The sequence below is a fragment of the Rhodococcus sp. T2V genome (assembly GCF_029269925.1).
Classification (GTDB): domain Bacteria; phylum Actinomycetota; class Actinomycetes; order Mycobacteriales; family Mycobacteriaceae; genus Rhodococcus_F; species Rhodococcus_F koreensis.
Genome location: NZ_JARJBD010000019.1, coordinates 1 through 16,861, shown reverse-complemented (window position 1 = coordinate 16,861; position 16,861 = coordinate 1). Strand labels below are relative to the sequence as shown.

Annotated in this window: 16 protein-coding genes and 2 tRNA genes; 12 read left to right on the top strand and 6 right to left on the bottom strand. The window is 68.2% G+C overall.

The window, feature by feature from the left end; translation table 11 throughout:
• The 3 genes from P3H15_RS17720 to dnaG all read left to right on the top strand — a co-directional run bounded on the left by P3H15_RS17720 (position 1) and on the right by dnaG (position 4,592).
• Positions 1-1,299: a deoxyguanosinetriphosphate triphosphohydrolase gene (locus P3H15_RS17720; protein WP_276138449.1), complete on the top strand. Its 1,299-nt coding sequence runs from the start codon at positions 1-3 to the stop codon at positions 1,297-1,299.
• A gap of 104 nt (positions 1,300-1,403) precedes the next feature.
• Positions 1,404-2,609, top strand: coding sequence for a lipase family protein (locus tag P3H15_RS17715; protein WP_276138448.1), 1,206 nt, complete (start codon positions 1,404-1,406; stop codon positions 2,607-2,609).
• Between the two features lie 48 nt (positions 2,610-2,657).
• Positions 2,658-4,592: a DNA primase gene (gene dnaG / locus P3H15_RS17710; RefSeq protein ID WP_276138447.1), complete on the top strand. Its 1,935-nt coding sequence runs from the start codon at positions 2,658-2,660 to the stop codon at positions 4,590-4,592.
• Between the two features lie 15 nt (positions 4,593-4,607).
• Here dnaG and P3H15_RS17705 read toward each other — a convergent pair whose 3' ends face one another.
• A complete protein-coding gene (locus P3H15_RS17705) occupies positions 4,608-4,856 on the bottom strand; it encodes a hypothetical protein (RefSeq protein WP_276138446.1) in 249 nt (82 codons plus the stop codon).
• 137 nt (positions 4,857-4,993) lie between these two features.
• Here P3H15_RS17705 and P3H15_RS17700 point away from each other — a divergent pair.
• From P3H15_RS17700 to P3H15_RS17660, 9 genes are all read left to right on the top strand, one after another.
• A tRNA-Asn gene (locus P3H15_RS17700) sits at positions 4,994-5,066 on the top strand.
• Positions 5,067-5,190: 124 nt separating this feature from the next.
• Positions 5,191-6,366, top strand: coding sequence for an AI-2E family transporter (locus tag P3H15_RS17695; protein WP_276138445.1), 1,176 nt, complete (start codon positions 5,191-5,193; stop codon positions 6,364-6,366).
• Between the two features lie 105 nt (positions 6,367-6,471).
• Positions 6,472-6,545 (top strand) — tRNA-Ile (locus P3H15_RS17690).
• A 60-nt stretch (positions 6,546-6,605) separates the two neighbouring features.
• A complete protein-coding gene (locus P3H15_RS17685) occupies positions 6,606-7,220 on the top strand; it encodes a maleylpyruvate isomerase family mycothiol-dependent enzyme (RefSeq protein WP_276138444.1) in 615 nt (204 codons plus the stop codon).
• Positions 7,221-7,298: 78 nt separating this feature from the next.
• Positions 7,299-7,781, top strand: coding sequence for an adenosine-specific kinase (locus P3H15_RS17680; protein ID WP_276138443.1), 483 nt, complete (start codon positions 7,299-7,301; stop codon positions 7,779-7,781).
• A gap of 37 nt (positions 7,782-7,818) precedes the next feature.
• Complete coding sequence (locus tag P3H15_RS17675) at positions 7,819-8,337, top strand: DinB family protein (protein WP_276138442.1); 519 nt, start codon at positions 7,819-7,821, stop codon at positions 8,335-8,337.
• Positions 8,338-8,447: 110 nt separating this feature from the next.
• Complete coding sequence (locus P3H15_RS17670) at positions 8,448-9,575, top strand: NDMA-dependent alcohol dehydrogenase (protein ID WP_072946660.1); 1,128 nt, start codon at positions 8,448-8,450, stop codon at positions 9,573-9,575.
• Positions 9,576-9,666: 91 nt separating this feature from the next.
• The gene (locus P3H15_RS17665) at positions 9,667-10,485 is read left to right on the top strand and encodes a serine hydrolase (protein ID WP_276138441.1); all 819 of its coding nucleotides are present in this window, start codon (positions 9,667-9,669) and stop codon (positions 10,483-10,485) included.
• A 125-nt stretch (positions 10,486-10,610) separates the two neighbouring features.
• Positions 10,611-11,120, top strand: a complete 510-nt coding sequence (locus P3H15_RS17660; RefSeq protein WP_012688162.1) for a DUF3145 domain-containing protein — start codon at positions 10,611-10,613, stop codon at positions 11,118-11,120.
• A 66-nt stretch (positions 11,121-11,186) separates the two neighbouring features.
• Here P3H15_RS17660 and P3H15_RS17655 read toward each other — a convergent pair whose 3' ends face one another.
• From P3H15_RS17655 to P3H15_RS17635, 5 genes are all read right to left on the bottom strand, one after another.
• Entirely contained in the window at positions 11,187-12,620 is a 1,434-nt protein-coding gene (locus tag P3H15_RS17655) for an acyl-CoA carboxylase subunit beta (RefSeq protein ID WP_276138440.1), read from the bottom strand.
• A gap of 96 nt (positions 12,621-12,716) precedes the next feature.
• Positions 12,717-13,967 (bottom strand): KasA/KasB family beta-ketoacyl-ACP synthase, encoded by a 1,251-nt coding sequence (locus P3H15_RS17650; protein ID WP_276138439.1) that lies wholly within the window; start codon positions 13,965-13,967, stop codon positions 12,717-12,719.
• Between the two features lie 8 nt (positions 13,968-13,975).
• A complete protein-coding gene (gene acpM, locus P3H15_RS17645) occupies positions 13,976-14,287 on the bottom strand; it encodes a meromycolate extension acyl carrier protein AcpM (RefSeq protein WP_005247839.1) in 312 nt (103 codons plus the stop codon).
• A gap of 106 nt (positions 14,288-14,393) precedes the next feature.
• Positions 14,394-15,311 (bottom strand): ACP S-malonyltransferase, encoded by a 918-nt coding sequence (locus tag P3H15_RS17640; RefSeq protein ID WP_276138438.1) that lies wholly within the window; start codon positions 15,309-15,311, stop codon positions 14,394-14,396.
• Between the two features lie 127 nt (positions 15,312-15,438).
• Complete coding sequence (locus P3H15_RS17635; protein WP_012688158.1) at positions 15,439-16,710, bottom strand: CdaR family transcriptional regulator; 1,272 nt, start codon at positions 16,708-16,710, stop codon at positions 15,439-15,441.
• Between the last annotated feature and the right edge of the window lie 151 nt (positions 16,711-16,861).

Here is a 16,861-nt window from a genome sequence, read left to right as displayed (position 1 = left end):
ATGACTCGACACACGACACCCCTCGGCGAGGTGTACTCCGCGCACGACGTCGCCCGGCGGGTCCGCGAGGCACCGAAACGGGCCGGGATCCCGGGCAGCCAGATCGCGGCCGCACAGCACCGGTCCGTCTTCTCCCGCGACCGCGCGCGCGTCCAGCATTCGGCGGCGCTGCGCAGGCTCGCCGACAAGACCCAGGTGGTGGGCCCCCGGGACGGGGACACTCCGCGAACGCGGTTGACGCACTCGATCGAGGTGGCGCAGATCGGCCGCGGGATCGCCGACGGTCTCGGCTGCGATCCCGATCTGGTGGACCTCGCCGGCCTCGCGCACGACATCGGTCACCCGCCGTATGGTCACAACGGCGAGAAGGCCCTCGACGAGGTCGCGGAAAGCTGCGGCGGGTTCGAGGGCAACGCCCAGAATCTGCGCATCCTGACGAACCTCGAACCGAAGGTGCTCTACCCCGACGGACGTAGCGCCGGGCTCAACCTGACCCGGGCATCGCTGGACGCGGCGATCAAATACCCGTGGATCCGGCCGCGCCCGGGCACGAAGTTCGGGGCCTACGACGACGACGCCGAGGTGCTCGCGTGGATCCGCGAGGGTGCCCCGGACCGTCACAAGTGTCTCGAGGCGCAGGTCATGGACTGGGCCGACGACGTCGCCTACTCCGTGCACGACGTCGAGGACGGGGTGATCGACGGGCGCATCGACCTGCGTGCGCTGGCCGATCCGGTGGACCAGCGGGCGCTCGCCGAGTTCGGCGCCGCGGAGTTCGCGGGACTCGACGTCGAGGAACTCGTCGAGGCCGCGAAACGGCTGAGTCTCCTGCCGGTCGTCGTCGGGGTGGGCAGCTACGACGGCACGCTCACCAGTTCGGTCGCCTTGAAGAACCTCACCAGCGAACTGGTGGGCCGGTTCGCGACCGCAGCGATCATCGGGACCCGCGACGTCCACGGCGACAAGCCGGTCGCCCGGTACGACGCCGATCTGGTGGTCCCGCCGGTGGTCGCGTCCGAGGTGGCGCTGCTCAAGACGTTCGCATTGAATTTCGTGATGTCCGATGCCGGCCACCGGGCGCGGCAGGAACGGCAGCGGGACCGCGTGCACCGCGTCGCGGAATGGCTGCTCGCGACCGCACCCGACGGTCTCGACCCGATCCTGGTTCCGGCCTGGAACGCCGCGGCCGACGACCCCGCGCGGGTCCGGGTCGTCGTCGACCAGATCGCCTCCTACACCGAGAGCAGGCTCGAACGCGTCGACAAGTCCAGTCTCGGGGCCCAGGCGAGCTGGGGCTGACGAGCGTCGAAGTCGGACCAATCCGCCCGCCGCGGTGCTCCGAATAGGAGTACAGACAGCTTGCACCCCCTACGTACAGCACACCCGAGGGTCAGGGAGACCGGATGAAGTCTGCAGTGCGCAAGATCATCGGTTCGACGTCCGTAGCGCTGGCGGTGGCGGTCGGCGCCGCCCTGCCGGCCCCACCCGCGGCACAGGCCGCGCCCGTGTATCCGTTCGCGGACCCGGACCCGTTCTACGGGGCACCCGCCGATGTCGGGGCACGCGCCGACGGTGACGTGCTAGCGAGCCGCGCGGTCGTCGCCACCGGTTTCCCCACCGCCGACGCCTGGCAGGTCAAGTACAAGTCGACCAACTCCGCGGGCGCGCCCATCGCCGCGGTCACCACGGTGCTGGTGCCCCGCGGCACTCCCGCGAACCGGCCGCTGGTGTCGTATCAGCCGTTCGTCAACGCGCTCGGGCTCGAGTGCGCCCCGTCGCATCAGCTGTTCACCGGCGGACTCCAGGAGGCCCCGGCCCTCAACGCCCTGCTCGCGCGGGGCTGGGCGGTCGCCGTCCCCGACCACCTCGGTCCCACCAGCGCGTACGGGGCCGCGAAACTCGGCGGCCGGCTCGTGCTCGACGGCGTCCGCGCCGCGCAGCGGTTCCCGGAGGCCGGGCTCGGCGGCAGTCCGGTCGGGCTCGCCGGCTACTCGGGAGGCGCCATGGCGACCAACTGGGCTGCGGCGCTCGCCCCCACCTACGCCCCGGAGTTGAACATCGTGGGCGCCGCCGAGGGCGGCACCCCGGTCAACATCGGCGAACTGGCCGACCGCCTCGGCGGCACCCGCTCGCAGGCGTTCGGCCTGGGATTCGCGGCCGCCATCGGGCTCGAGCGTGAGTACCCGACGCGGTCCCGGCTCGGGGACGGCCTCAACGACAAGGGGCTCGCCCTGCGGGCGCAGATGAGCAACATGTGCACCGATTCGATCCTCGGTGCCGGGGCCGGCAGATCGCTGCCCGACCTGACCAACGGTCCCGGGATCCTCGCCGATCCGTCCGGCCGCGCGGTGATGGACGAGAACAGCGTCGAGCTGTATCCGGGAGTTCCGCGGACGCCGATGTTCGTCTGGCACGGCGGCGCGGACCCCCTCGTCGCCATCGGACCGGTGCAGAACACCGTCGCCCGGTACTGCTCACAGGGTGCGCGGGTACAGTTCGACGTCATTCCGGGCGCCGACCACGGCACCGCCACCATGCTCGGAGCCGGCCCCGCGTTCGGCTATCTCGGCGACCGATTCGCCGGGATTCCCGCCCCCTCGAACTGCTGATCCCGAGGCGGAATTCCGGGCTCCGGGAGAGCGCCTAGACTGTCGGGCGTGGCTGGCAGAATCCCTGATCGTGACGTTGCGGCCATTCGCGAGCGCACACGGATCGAGGACATCGTGGGGGAGTACGTCTCCCTCAAGCGCGCAGGCGGCGACTCCATGAAGGGGCTGTGCCCGTTCCACGACGAGAAGTCGCCGTCGTTCCACGTCCGGCCCAACCACGGCCACTTCCACTGCTTCGGGTGCGGCGAGGGCGGCGACGTCTACTCGTTCCTCCAGAAGATCGACCACATCAGTTTCGTCGAGGCCGTCGAGCAACTGGCCGACCGGCTGAACTACACCATCTCGTACGAGGGCGGCGGCACGTCGGTGCAGCGCGACCGCGGCACCCGCGCCCGGCTGGTCGCGGCGAACGCGGCGGCGCAGGAGTTCTACTCGGCGCGTCTGCGGGAGCCCGACGCGCAGGCCGCCCGCGACTACCTGACGGAACGCAACTTCGACGCCCAGGCCGCGCAGCAGTTCGGGTGCGGGTATGCCCCCGAGGGCTGGGACATCCTCACGAAGCATCTGCTGGGCAAGGGTTTCGATGTCAAGGAACTCGAGGCCGCCGGCCTGTCGAAGGCGGGGCGGCGCGGTCACATCGACCGCTTCCACCGGCGGCTGCTCTGGCCGATCCGCAACCTGTCCGGCGACGTCATCGGGTTCGGCGCCCGCAAGCTGTTCGACGACGACACCATGCCCGGCAAATACGTCAACACGCCGGAAACCATGCTGTACAAGAAGTCTCAGGTGCTGTTCGGTCTCGACCTCGCCAAGCGGGAGATCGCCAAGGGACATCAGGCCGTGGTGGTCGAGGGATACACCGACGTCATGGCGATGCACCTGGCCGGGGTCAGGACCGCCGTCGCCGCCTGCGGGACCGCGTTCGGTGAGGACCACCTCTCGATGCTGCGGCGACTGCTGATGGACGACAGCTACTTTCGCGGCGAGATCATTTACACGTTCGACGGGGACGCCGCAGGCCAGGCCGCGGCGATGAAGGCGTTCGAGGGCGACCAGAAGATGGCCGGGCAGACGTTCGTCGCCGTCGCGCCCGAAGGCATGGACCCGTGCGAGCTGCGGCAGAAGTCCGGCGACGCCGCCGTCCGCGACCTGGTGGCGCGTCGCACCCCGATGTTCGAGTTCGTGGTCAAGTCGATCCTCACCGAGCACGACCTCGAGACCGCGGAGGGCCGGGTCGAGGCGCTGCGGCGCACGGTGCCGGTGGTCGCCCAGATCAAGGAAGCGACGCTGCGTGACAGCTATGCCGTCCAGTTGTCCGGCTGGGTGGGCTGGGACGACATCGCCGCGGTCCGGCAACGGGTGCGGGACGAGGCGCGCAAGCGGGCGTCCACCCGCGGGTCGGTGCCCGCGCCGACCAAGAAGGCGGCGGCCCGGGACGAGAACCAAGACGCCCCGCAGTTGCCGGTCGGCCTGTCCCGGCCCCGGCCGAACGATCCGACGCTGTGGGCGCAGCGCGAGGCGCTGAAGGGTGCGTTGCAGTACCCGGCCATCGCGGGGACCGTGTTCGACTCGCTGCCGGTGGAGACGTTCACGCATCCGACGTACGTCGTGATCCGCGAGTCGATGATCGCGGCGGGCGGCGCCAGCGCGGGCCTCGGCGGCGGCGAGTGGGTCGACGCGGTCAGCCGGGGAGTCGAGGACGTCACCGCGGCGTCCCTCGTGTCGGAACTCGCCGTCGAACCGCTGCCCGCCGAGGAGGACACCGTCCCGCGATACATCTCCGGCGTCATCGCACGCCTGCAGGAGGTGTGGGTGGGGGAGCAGGTGGCGGAACTGAAGTCCAAGCTGCAGCGCATCTCACCGGCGACGGCGTCGGACGAGTTCCACTCGCTGCTCGGCGACCTCGTCGCCCTGGAGCAGTACCGCCGGAGCCTGCTCGATCAGGCGATCGGCGACACCAACCGGGACGGCATGGCCGGCTGAACCGGCCGTCGTCGGCTACTTCTTCTTGAGCTGGTCCTGCGGGACCAGGATGGTCGTGTCTTCGTCGAGCGGCTTCAGGGGTTCGAGCTTGGGCTGGGTGTTCAGCGAGTCGGACAGCTTCTGGCGTGACATCTGCAACACCTTCTTCGTGGCCGGACTGGTGGCCACGGCCTTGGTGGCCCGGCTGATCTGTTCGTAGCGCGCACGTCCTGCTCGCGTACCCAGCACGTACCCAGCAGCGATACCGATCAACAACCGCATCATTCCCGCTTCCTCCCGACGCACAACGACCTTCCCCATCCTGCCTGATGCATCGACAGGCAGGCGATTTGGTACTGGGGTGGGGCTATGCGCTACAGTTTCTCTCGCATCGCCGGGAACGGCGAAGCACAGCAGAATAATCCCCTGTAGCTCAATTGGCAGAGCTTCCGACTGTTAATCGGACGGTTGCTGGTTCGAGTCCAGCCGGGGGAGCATCGAAACCCCGTCCGGTTCATCCGGGCGGGGTTTTCTGCTGCGCGCGCCCAATTCGGATCGGTGCGCGTCCCGGGCGAGTACATTCCCGATGTATCGGCAGCAAGCGACCGCGGGATGTGCGATGAGCGAGGGCGAGGACGGCGGCGAGACAGCACCGACGGGGTCGGTCCGGCGTTTCGGCGCCCTCGATGCCCCGCGGTGGTTGCTGCCCTCGATCCTCTACGTCCTGCTGGCCGTCGCCGCCTACCAGTTGTCGGGGTGGCTGTTCGTCAACCTGCGCGGATTCCTGGGACTGCTGTTCCTCGCGTGGCTGTTCAGCATCACCCTCGAACCGGTCGTCGACTGGCTCGAGCGCCGGGGGCTGCGGCGCGGCCTCGCCACCGGACTGGTGCTGCTGGCACTGTTCGTCTTCGCCGTCGGATTCCTGGCGCTCTTCGGGACACTGCTCGCCCAGCAGCTCGCCCAGCTCCTCAAAGCGCTGCCGGGCGCGCTGTCCTCCGTCACCGACTGGTCCAATCGTGTGTTCGACACCGACTTCGCGACCGGCGAGGACCTGATCCACCTCACCCCCGAGACCGTCCGGGACCTCGCCGAGCGCTTCACGCCCGGAGTGCTGGGCGTGTTGTCCTCGTTGCTCGGCGTCGTCTTCCAGATGCTGACGCTGCTGCTGTTCGTGTTCTACATGTCCGCCCAGGGACCGGCCCTTCGCCGCACCATCTCCAGCTGGTTTCCGGCGCGGCAGCAGCGGGTCATCTCGGTGGTCTGGGAGATCTCGGTCGAGAAGGCCGGCGGCTACGTCGTGTCGCGGCTCATCCTCGCCGCCATCAGCTCGGTCGCCACCGGCATCTTCCTCGTGGTGATCGGCGTGCCCTACTGGCTGCCGCTGGCACTGTGGACCGGCATCGTCTCGCAGTTCGTCCCCACCCTGGGCACCTACCTCGCGATCGCCCTCCCCGCGATCATCGCCGCGGCGTCCCAGCCCATGGACGGCGTGTGGGTGATCGTCTTCGGGACCGTCTACCAGCAGATCGAGAACTACGTGCTGCACCCGCGCATCACGTCCGCGACGGTCTCGATCCACCCCGCGGTCGCGTTCGGATCGGTGATCGTGGGCGCCTCGCTGTTCGGCCCGGTCGGTGCGCTGGTGTCGGTCCCGGTGGTCGCGGCGATCCAGGCCCTCGTCGAAACGTACGGGCGACGATACGAACTCGTCGCCGACGACCCGGCGGTGGTCACCTCGGTCGAACAACGCGAACCCCCGAGCGACGAAGAACGCCGCGATGCCCAGGACGGGTAGGCGTCGACCACGAAAAGCGCTGTCGGGACGGGCTCGTCCCGGCTACGCGCCCGCGGCGGGCGCACGGTAACATCGGCAGGCCGCGACAGCGAGTAGTGCGGTGATGGGGCGGTAGCTCAGTCGGTTAGAGCCGTGGACTCATAATCCATTGGTCGCGGGTTCGAGCCCCGCCCGCCCCACCCACTTCCCCGGTCGGTCCGGTCTTCTCGAGCGGCCCGGATGCGGGCAGTGTGAAGACCATGGAGTTGGCGCGCGAGGAACGGGAAGAATTCGCCGAACTGCTCGCCGGGCTGTCCCCACAGCAGTGGGAGTCGCCGAGCCTGTGCGAGCGGTGGCGGGTCCGGGACGTGGTCGCGCACGTGATCAGCTACGACGAGCTCGACTTCCGCAGTCTGGCCGCACGGTTCGCGAAGGGCTGGTTCCTGCAGGACCGGGTCAACGAGCTCGGGGTCGCCGACCTCGCGGACCGCACCCCCGAGCAGCTGCTCGAGTTGATGCGCATTCACGCCGAACCCAGCGGTCTGCCAGCCGGTTTCGGTGGGAGGATCGCCCTCGTCGACGGGATGATCCATCAACAGGACATCCGGCGGCCCCTTGCGATTCCCCGGACGATCCCCCCGCAGCGGCTGCGAGTTGCGCTGGACTTCGCGCGGTTCGCTCCGCTGATCCGCGGCGCCTGGCGAGCCCGCGGGGTGAAGCTGGTGGCGACAGATCTCGACTGGTCCTACGGCCGGGGACCGCAGGTGGGTGGAAGCGGGGAAGCGCTGCTGATGGCGATGGCCGGGCGCCGTGACGTGCTCGGCGACCTCACCGGCCCCGGCCGGTCGAAATTCGCCGCCCACATCGGCGCCTGACCGAGGGAGCAGGACGTGCCGCGTCGTTGTTCTCGGTGCCGGCGCGGAGCAGACTGAAAGTCACCCGAGGAGGCCATCGTGGACCTGCAGATCGTGGCAATCGACAAGCCCGACGACATGAACGTGATCGTCGGGCAGTCCCACTTCATCAAGACCGTCGAGGATGTGCACGAGGCGCTGGTGGGGGTGAGTCCGCATCTTCGGTTCGGTGTCGCGTTCTGCGAGGCGTCGGGGCCTCGCCTCGTGCGCTGCTCCGGCAACGACGACCGTCTCGTCGAGTTGGCCACGCGCAACGCCGTCGCCGTCGGCGCGGGCCACTCGTTCTTCGTGTTTCTGGAGGACGGCTATCCGGTGAACGTTCTGAACACGCTGAAGCGGGTGCCGGAGGTGTGCGGGATCTTCTGCGCCACCGCCAACCCCGTCGAGATCATCGTGGCCGAGACGGAACTCGGCCGGGGCATCGCCGGTGTGATCGACGGGCAGCCTCCTGCCGGTGTGGAGACCGGCGCCGACGTCGCCGACCGCAAGGCGTTGCTGCGGACGATCGGGTACAAACTCTGAGCGAGCGGCGTTCGCCCGGCGCTCTACGATGACCGGCATGGCGATCACTCCCGACACGAAGAACTGGACCTGGGTCCTCGACCGGGCGTGCCCCGACTGCGGGTTCGACTCGGCGGCAACCCGGTACGAGGACATTCCCGCTCTGGTCCGGGCGAACGCGGACGCCTGGTCGCCGGTCCTCACCCGTACCGACGTGACGGTCCGGCCGGACGAGCAGACGTGGTCGGCCCTCGAGTACGCGGCGCACGTTCGCGACGTGTTCCGGATCTTCAACGTCCGGCTCCGGCTCATCCTCGAGCAGACGGACCCCCTGTTCCCGAACTGGGACCAGGACGAGACCGCGATCGCCGAGCGCTACAACGAGCAGGATCCGGCCGTCGTGGACGCCGAACTGCGTGCGGCAGGCGTCGCGGTAGCGGACGGCTTCGAGGCCGTCGGCCCGGAACTCCGGTCACGGACCGGGCGGCGGAGCGACGGCGCCTCCTTCACGGTGGAGACGCTCGCCAGGTATTTCGTTCACGACCCGATCCATCACCTCCACGACGTGTCGGGGTAACAGTTTCGGATTCCCGGACCCGATTCGGTAGAACGTGTTCCAATTTGGTTGGTTTGTGTCTATCGTCACATCAGCAGATGCGCAGACATGAACGAAGGGTTGGGAGTCACATGAAGACCAAGGGTGCGATCCTGTGGGGCCTGAACGAGCCGTGGTCGGTCGAGGAGATCGAGATCGGCGATCCGGTTGCGGGCGAGGTGCAGATTCGCATGGAAGCCGCCGGAATGTGCCACTCCGACCACCACATCGTCACCGGTTCGATGCCCATGGCGTCCTTCCCGGTGATGGGCGGCCACGAAGGGTCCGGCGTCATCACCAAGCTGGGGCCGGAGGTGAAGGATCTCGAAGTCGGCGACCACGTGGTGCTCTCCTTCGTTCCCGCCTGTGGACGCTGTCCGGCGTGCTCGGCGGGACATCAGAATCTCTGCGACCTCGGCATGGGGCTCCTGAGCGGGCTCGCGATCAGCGACGGCACGTTCCGCATCCACGCGCGCGGCGAGAACGTCATCCCCATGTGCCTGCTCGGGACGTTCTCGCCCTACATGGTCGTGCACGAGACGTCGGTCGTGAAGATCGACAAGGACATTCCCTTCGACGTCGCCGCTCTCGTCGGCTGCGGCGTGCCCACCGGCTGGGGTTCGGCGACGCGGATGGCGGAGGTGAAGCCGGGCGAATCCGTCGTCATCATGGGTGTCGGCGGCGTCGGCATGAGCGCGCTGCAGGGCGCGGTGGCGTCCGGGGCCCGTCAGATCTTCGCCATCGACCCGGTGCCGTGGAAGCGGGAACAGGCGCTGAAGTTCGGGGCCACCCACGCGTTCGAGAGCGCCGCCGCCGCGATCGAACCGATCATCGCGCTCACCAACGGGCTGATGGCGCAGAAGACGATCATCACGGTCGGGGAGATGCACGGCGAATACGTCGAGGAAGCCCTGCTGCTCACCAGCAAGTTCGGCACGTGCGTCGTCACCGCGATGGGCGCGATGACCGACATGGACGTCAAGCTGAACCTGTTCCTCTTCTCGATGCTGCAGAAGGACCTGAAGGGCACCATCTTCGGCGGCGGCAACGCCCGGGTCGAGATCCCGAACCTACTGGCCATGTACAAGTCGGGGCAGTTGAACCTCGATGACATGATTACCCGCACCTACAGCCTCGAAGGGGTCAACGACGGGTACCAGGACATGCTCGACGGCAAGAACATTCGCGGCGTCATCCGGTACACCGAAGCCGACTGGTGACGGCTCGCCGCAGTCGGTTGGTGCGGCTCGCCGCAGTCGGTTGGTGCGGCTCGCCGCAGTCGGCTGCGGACGGCTCTCGTAGTCTGACCGGGTGCAGAGTCTCGATCAGATCGCCCGATGGCCCGTGGACAACGCTGCGGCGGTGGTCCTGTCGCGAGACGAAGGGGTGATCGGCGAGTACGGCGACCAGCAGCGCGTCTTCCCGCTGGCCTCGGTGACCAAACTGCTCTGCGCGTACGCAGTCCTGGTGGCCACCGAGGAGGGGGCCGTCGAACTCGACCAGTCCGCAGGCCCCGAGGGCTCGACGGTGCGTCATCTCCTGGCGCACGCGTCGGGTCTCGCCTTCGACGCGAACCGGGTGCAGACGACGCCGGGGCACAAGCGGATCTACTCGAGCGCCGGCTACGAGGTGCTCGCCGACTTCCTCACCGCCGAGACGTCGATCGACTTCGCCGACTACGTGGCGGAATCCGTCTTCGCTCCGCTGTCGATGTCCGCGTCCGCTCTGGTCGGGCCCGCCGGCCACGGAGTGCAGGCGTCGGCGGGAGATCTCGGCCGCTTCGCCGCCGAACTGTTCCGCCCGGCGCTCATTTCGCCTCAGACGTTCGCGGACGCCACTTCGGTGCAATTCCCCGGACTGGACGGAATCCTGCCCGGATACGGCTCACAGCGCCCCAACGACTGGGGTCTGGGTTTCGAGATCCGGTCGGCCAAGAGCCCGCACTGGACCGGCACGGGCAACTCGCCGCAGACGTTCGGCCACTTCGGGCAGTCCGGCACGTTCCTCTGGGTCGACCCGGCCGCGGGGCTGGCGTGCGTCGCGTTGACGGACCGGGACTTCGGCGACTGGGCCAAGCCCGTGTGGACCGAGCTGAGCGACGGTATTCTCGCGGAACGCGAAAGGCGATGACACACCGATTGCTCGAATCACTGGCGCAACACAGGCATCACAGGGCACACTGGTCAACCGAGCGTGCTGCACACACCGACTGAGGCCGTTGGGGAAGACGTCCCTCGTCGAAGCAGGAGGCTCGAGTGCGCGCATTGAATCAGTTCGCGGACGTGACGGCTGGTGTTGTCTACATCCACTCGTCGCCCGCCGCGTTGTGCCCCCATATCGAATGGGCGCTGACCGCGACCCTCGACTGCCGAGCGAACCTGAAATGGACCTCGCAGCCGGCCTCCAACGGCGTCCTGCGCGCGACCACCAATTGGGTGGGGCCCGTCGGCACCGCCTCGCGGTTGGTCAATGCGCTCCGCGCCTGGCCGATGCTGCGCTTCGAGGTCACCGAGGACGCCAGCGAGGGCGTGGACGGCGAACGGTTCAGCCACGTGCCCGGCATGGGTCTGTGGCACGGATCCACCAGCGCGAACGGCGATGTCGTCGTGGGGGAGATGCGTCTGCGGGCCCTGATGGAGGCCGGCGGTGACATCGCCGCCGAACTGGACTACGCCCTCGGAACCGCCTGGGACGAGGCGCTGGAGCCGTTCCGCAGCGGCGGCGAAGGCGCCGAGGTCACCTGGCTGCGCCGCGACGTCGGCTGACACCCGCACACGGACGCGAAAAGGCCCCCACCGCCGGTGGGGGCCTTCTCTCGATCGATGCTCAGATCACAGCGGGATGTTCTTGTGGTCGCCGCGGGTGGCGGGGACGGCGGCGAGGGCCGCGGTGACGACACTGCGCGTCTTGGCCGGGTCGATCTCCTCGTCCACGACACCGATCGCGACGGCGCGGTCGACGCCGCCGGCGATGCTCTCGTGCTCGACGGCCAGCCGCTCGTGCAGGGCCTCCCGCTCTTCTTCCGGGGCCGCGGCCAGGGCCCGCTTGTGCAGGATGCCCACGGCCGCCTTCGCGCCCATGACTGCCACCTCGGCGTCGGGCCACGCGTAGACGGCGGTGGCGCCGAGAGCGCGGGAGTTCATGGCGATGTAGGCGCCGCCGTAGATCTTGCGGGTCACGACCGTCACCCGGGGCACGGTGGCTTCGGCGAACGCGTGGAGCAGCTTGGCTCCGCGGCGCACGACGCCTTCCCATTCCATGCTCACACCGGGGAGGTATCCCGGAACGTCCACGACCACGACCAGCGGGATGCCGAACGCGTTGCACAGCCGGACGAAGCGAGCCGACTTCTCGGCGCTCTCCGAGTTCAGGCACCCACCCAGGCGGAGCGGGTTGTTGGCGATGACACCGACGGTGCGGCCACCGAGGCGTCCGAGCCCGGTGACGATGCTGCGGGCGTAATTGCCCTGCAGTTCCTCGAAACTCGACTCACCCTCGACGTTGTCGAGAAGTTCGTGAACGATCGGGCGGACGTCGTAGGCGCGCTTCGCCGACTCCGGCATGAGCGCGCGGAGATCGGTGTCGCCGTGCGCGGCCGCGGCCTGATCGAACTCGCCCTGCTCGCAGAACATGGACACCAGGCGGCGTGCCCGGTGCAGAGCGTCACCCTCGTCGTGGGCGGCGATGTGCGCCACACCCGACTTCTTCGTGTGCGTGTCGGGGCCGCCGAGCGACACCATGTCGACCTGCTCGCCGGTGACGCTGCGGACCACGTCGGGTCCGGTGACGAACACGCGGGCCTCGGGCGCCATGATGACGACGTCGGTCAACGCGGGACCGTATGCCGCACCACCGGCCGCGAAGCCGAGGACGACGGAAATCTGTGGGACGCGGCCGGACGCGCGGACCATGGCCTCGAAGACCAGTCCGACGGCGTGCAGGGCCTCGACGCCCTCGGCGAGACGCGCGCCACCCGAGTGCCAGAGCCCGACGATGGGGGCATCTTCCTCGAGGGCGGTATCGATCGCCGTCACGATGTGCTTGCAGCCCTCGACACCCATGGCGCCGCCCATGACGGTGGCATCGGAGCAGTAGGCGATGGTGTGGACACCGTCGATGTTGCCGGACGCGGCCAGCACACCGGACTTGTCACGCGGATGGAGCGGGACGACCGTCCCGGCGTCGAACAGCTTCTCCAGGCGCGCAAGGGGATCGCGCGGATCGATCGACGCATCGGACTTCGTCGCGGGTGCCAGGATTGTCATCGCGTCCTCCTCTGTAGCGGGCCCCTCGTGGGCTGTCGATGGGTGGAGACCCCTTCAGCGAAGAGGTCTCCACCCGCGATCTAGCAGGACCGGCTGTCAGGCCCGGCCGAAGGCGAGCGCGACGTTGTGCCCACCGAAACCAAACGAGTTGTTGATCGCGAAATCGATCTCGCCGTAACGGGCTTCGCCCTTGACGACATCCAGGTCGATCTCTGGATCCTGATTCTCGAGATTCAGCGTGGGCGGAATGACTCCGTCACGCAGACTCAGGACCGTGAGCACCGCCTCGAGCGCACCGACGGCGCCGATCGAGTGCCCCAACGCGGACTTCGGTGCGTACACCGCAGCATGGTTGCCGACGGCAGCCTTGATGGCGTTCGCCTCGGCGGTGTCACCGATCGGCGTGGCCGTGGCGTGCGCGTTGATGTGCTGGATGTCCTTCTTCGTCAATCCAGCAGTCTCGATCGCCCTCGTCATGGCCCGCGCAGCGCCCGAACCCGAGGGATCGGGAGCGACGATGTGGAACCCGTCGGAGGTGATCCCCGCGCCCAACAGGCGGGCGTGGATGGTGGCACCGCGAGCCTTGGCGTGCTCCTCGGTCTCGAGGACCATCATCGCTCCGGCCTCACCGAACACGAAGCCGTCACGATCCTTGTCGAACGGCCGTGAAGCCGCCTTCGGATCGTCGTTGCGGGTGCTCAGCGCACGCATCATCGCGAAGCTCGCGATCGGCACGGCGTCGAGGTAACCCTCCACACCACCGGCGACGATGATGTCGGCGTCGCCCATCACCAGCATGCGGTACGCGTGGGCGATGGCCTCGGAACCCGAGGAGCAGGCCGACACGGGAGTGATCACTCCGGCGCGAGCCCCCAGCTCGAGTCCGACGGTGGCCGACGGACCGTTGGGCATCACCATCTGGACGGCGAACGGCGACACCTTGCGGTAGCCACCGGCCTTCATCTTCTCGACGGCGTCGATCAGAGCTTCGCCGCCGCCGAGTCCGGTGCCGATCACGACGCCGAGGCGATCCTTGTCGACCTCCGGGCTGCCGGCGTTCTCCCAGACCTGACGGCCCAGGACGAGCGCCAGCCGCTCGACGAAGCTCATCCGGCGGATCTCGACCCGGGACAAGGACTCGTCGGGCGACACCTTCAGCTTGCCGCCGATCGTCACCGGAAGTTCGTTCTCCGTGACGAACGCTTCCTGGATGGTGTCGATGCCGCTCTCGCCGGCCAACAGGCCTTTCCACGTGGCATCCACGTCACCAGCGATCGACGTCGTAGCCGCGAGGCTGGTGACGACGATGTTGGGGAACTGTCTCCCGTTGGTCGAGGCGGAAGTCACGGCTGAGCTCACTCCTCGTCGTTCTTGGCAGCTTCGAGCTTGGCCTTCACGGCCTCCGCGTCGGCGCCACCTTCTGCTTCGAGCTTCTGGATGTAGGACACGGCGTCACCGACGGTGCGCAGTCCGGCGAGATCCTCGTCGGGGATCTTCACGCCGTACTTGTCCTCGGTCTGGACGGCGATCTCAACCATGGAGAGGGAGTCGATGTCGAGGTCGTCGACGAAAGACTTTTCGATGGTCACCTCGGACGGCTCAATACCGGTGACCTCCTCGATGATCTCCGCGAGTCCGGCGATGATGTCTTCCTGGGTGGCGGCCACTGAGTGGCTCCCTTCTGATTCGGTGTAGATGTATCTGGAGTTGTGCAGGCACGTCCCCATCGGCCGCGCCTGCGGGCCCTGCACGCACCGAGGTGCGCGCAGCAAACTAGCCGAGTTCTGTCAGTTCGGCTAGCGCGGAGATATCCCCCGGGGTCTTGACGGCCAGAGTCGGCGTGCCGCGCATTTCACGCTTGGCGATACCGACCAGGGTTCCGGCTGGTGGAAGTTCCGCGATCGCCGAGACCTGAGCGGTCCGCAGGCTTGCGGTACACAGGTCCCAACGCACAGGTCGGGTTACCTGCGCGGCCAGCTTAGTCAGTGCGTCGGCTCCGGATGCGACCGGTGCGCCGTCGGCGTTGGAGAGCAGAGTGCGGGTGGGTTCACCCGGTGTGATCTTGGACGCAGCCTCGGTGACGGCCTCCTGCGCGGGAGCCATGAACCGGGTGTGGAACGCGCCCGCGACGGGCAGTGCACGCACCCGAGCCTTCTCCGGCGGGTTGGCTGCGAGTTCCTCGAGCGCCGACAGCAGACCTGCCGCGACGATCTGGCCCGCGGCGTTGCGGTTGGCGGGTTCGAGGCCCAGCTCGTCGAGGCGGGCGAGCACCTCGGCCTCGTCGCCCCCGAGGACCGCGGACATGCCGGTCGGTTCGAGTGCGCAGGCCTTGGCCATCTCCGCGCCGCGGACGGCGGCGAGGGCGACGGCGTCGTCGGCGGAGAGGACCCCGGCGACCGCCGCTGCGGCGAGTTCACCGACCGAGTGCCCGGCCGCGATGGTGTCTGCGGGCACCAGGCCACGCGCGTCGAGTTCCTCGAAGGCGAGGATCGCGGCGGCCACGACGAGAGGCTGAGTCACCGACGTGTCGGTGATCTCCTCCGCGGTCGCGGTGGTACCGAGGCGGACGAGGTCGAGGCCGGCAGCCTTCGACCACAGTGCGACACGGTCATGAGAACCCGGCAGCTCCAACCAAGGGATGAGCATGCCGGGAGTCTGAGAGCCCTGACCCGGGGCGAGCAACGAAATCACTCTTCAAGAGAACACCGTCAACGGCGTACCGCGAGATGTCGTTGCGGATGAACCTTTGTCGGCGGATTTGTTGGGTTCCCACAAAATTGCACGTGGGGTCCTCGCATCGAATCTGGACAGACGTTCGTTACAGCCCTGCTTCTCCGAATGGGAAGGGTGTGACTGGTGTTAAACGTGATATGGGTTCGTTATGGGAATGTGTCAATCGACCCACGGTAGCGGCCACTCTGAGCACATACGCATCCCGTGGATTCGTCGGATCGCGCCCGGTGACTTCGGCGATTCTCTTGAGTCGATACCGCACAGTATTTGGATGAACAAACAGCTGCCGGGCGCAAGTCTCAACCGCACCTCCACAGTCGAGATACGCGTCCAGAGTGTCGGTGAGAACACCTCCGGCGGCCGCCAGCGGAGCGACCAGATGGTCGTTGAGAGCGGTGACTGCGGCGTTGTCTCCGAGCAGTGCGCGCTCGGGTAGCAACTCGGCCGCGTGGACGGGCCGGGGGGCGCCCCGCCACCCGGCGACCGCCTGCATCGCGGCGAGCGCCTCGACGGCACTGAAGTGAGCCGCGCCGAGTGTCGGCGTGGTCGGTCCGATGATCACCGGCTCGTCCGAGAACTTGCCGAGCAGGTCGGTCATGAAACTCGAGTGCCCCGACCCCTCCTGCAGCTCGCCGCTGACGACCATCACCAGCCGCGAACCCTGCACGACCGCGAGCGCGGCGCGACCGTGCCTCTGCGCGATGGTGTGGACCGTGCCGACGACGGAGACCCGTTCGTCCTCGGGGGGTGTGCCGACGATGACGGTGGCGGGAGCGGTGGCATCCCAGTTGAGGGTCGCCGCCCGCGACAACATGTCGGACCCGGTGTCGCCGCGGACCACGGCGTCGACCACGAGGGCCTCGAGCCGCGTGTCCCAGGCGCCGCGGGACTCCGCGGCACTCGCGTACACGGAAGCGGCCGCGAAACCCAGTTCGCGGCCGTAGCGCAGCACGGCCTCGGTGAGCGCGATCAGCTGCTGGTCGTTACGGGCGAGCGCCGGGAGCCACTGCTCGAAGAACTCCATCGCCACCCGCACCATGTCCACCGTCTGGCTGAGGGTGAGCCTGCGTGCCAGATCCTGCGGAATCACCTGGAACGCGTCCAGGCTGAACCGGATGTCACTGTCCGGGTTCTTCAGCCATTCGAGGAAGTTGACCACCGCGGTCTGGACCAGCAGCTGCACGTTGGAACGCTGAGCGGCGTCGAGGTCGTCGAAGAACGGCAGTTGATCCTGCATCGTCGTGACGGCCTCGGTCGAGAGGCGCCCGGAGAACTGTTTGACGCGACGCAACAGTGCGTCGGGCAACGGATCCCGGGTTTGTCGTCTGCGGGAGACCAACGGACTCTGCTCGACCATAGTCAAGAACCTACGCGCACCGCCGCCCGTGTTGTCCGACGGACACACGGGCGGCGGTGAGTGAGGACGGCGGCGTTACGCGCTGCCGGTATCCGTGTAGGAGACGGCGGCGGCGCGGACGTCGTCGATGCGGTACTTCGTGGCGGCTTCG

What these genes read in the sequence shown, in the direction of transcription:
- P3H15_RS17720 (WP_276138449.1), top strand. Translation starts at nt 1, where the DNA reads ATGACTCGACACACGACACCCCTCGGCGAGGTGTACTCCGCGCACGAC.
- P3H15_RS17715 (WP_276138448.1), top strand. Translation starts at nt 1,404, where the DNA reads ATGAAGTCTGCAGTGCGCAAGATCATCGGTTCGACGTCCGTAGCGCTG.
- P3H15_RS17705 (WP_276138446.1), bottom strand. Translation starts at nt 4,856, where the DNA reads ATGATGCGGTTGTTGATCGGTATCGCTGCTGGGTACGTGCTGGGTACG.
- P3H15_RS17695 (WP_276138445.1), top strand. Translation starts at nt 5,191, where the DNA reads ATGAGCGAGGGCGAGGACGGCGGCGAGACAGCACCGACGGGGTCGGTC.
- P3H15_RS17685 (WP_276138444.1), top strand. Translation starts at nt 6,606, where the DNA reads ATGGAGTTGGCGCGCGAGGAACGGGAAGAATTCGCCGAACTGCTCGCC.
- P3H15_RS17675 (WP_276138442.1), top strand. Translation starts at nt 7,819, where the DNA reads ATGGCGATCACTCCCGACACGAAGAACTGGACCTGGGTCCTCGACCGG.
- P3H15_RS17670 (WP_072946660.1), top strand. Translation starts at nt 8,448, where the DNA reads ATGAAGACCAAGGGTGCGATCCTGTGGGGCCTGAACGAGCCGTGGTCG.
- P3H15_RS17655 (WP_276138440.1), bottom strand. Translation starts at nt 12,620, where the DNA reads ATGACAATCCTGGCACCCGCGACGAAGTCCGATGCGTCGATCGATCCG.
- P3H15_RS17635 (WP_012688158.1), bottom strand. Translation starts at nt 16,710, where the DNA reads ATGGTCGAGCAGAGTCCGTTGGTCTCCCGCAGACGACAAACCCGGGAT.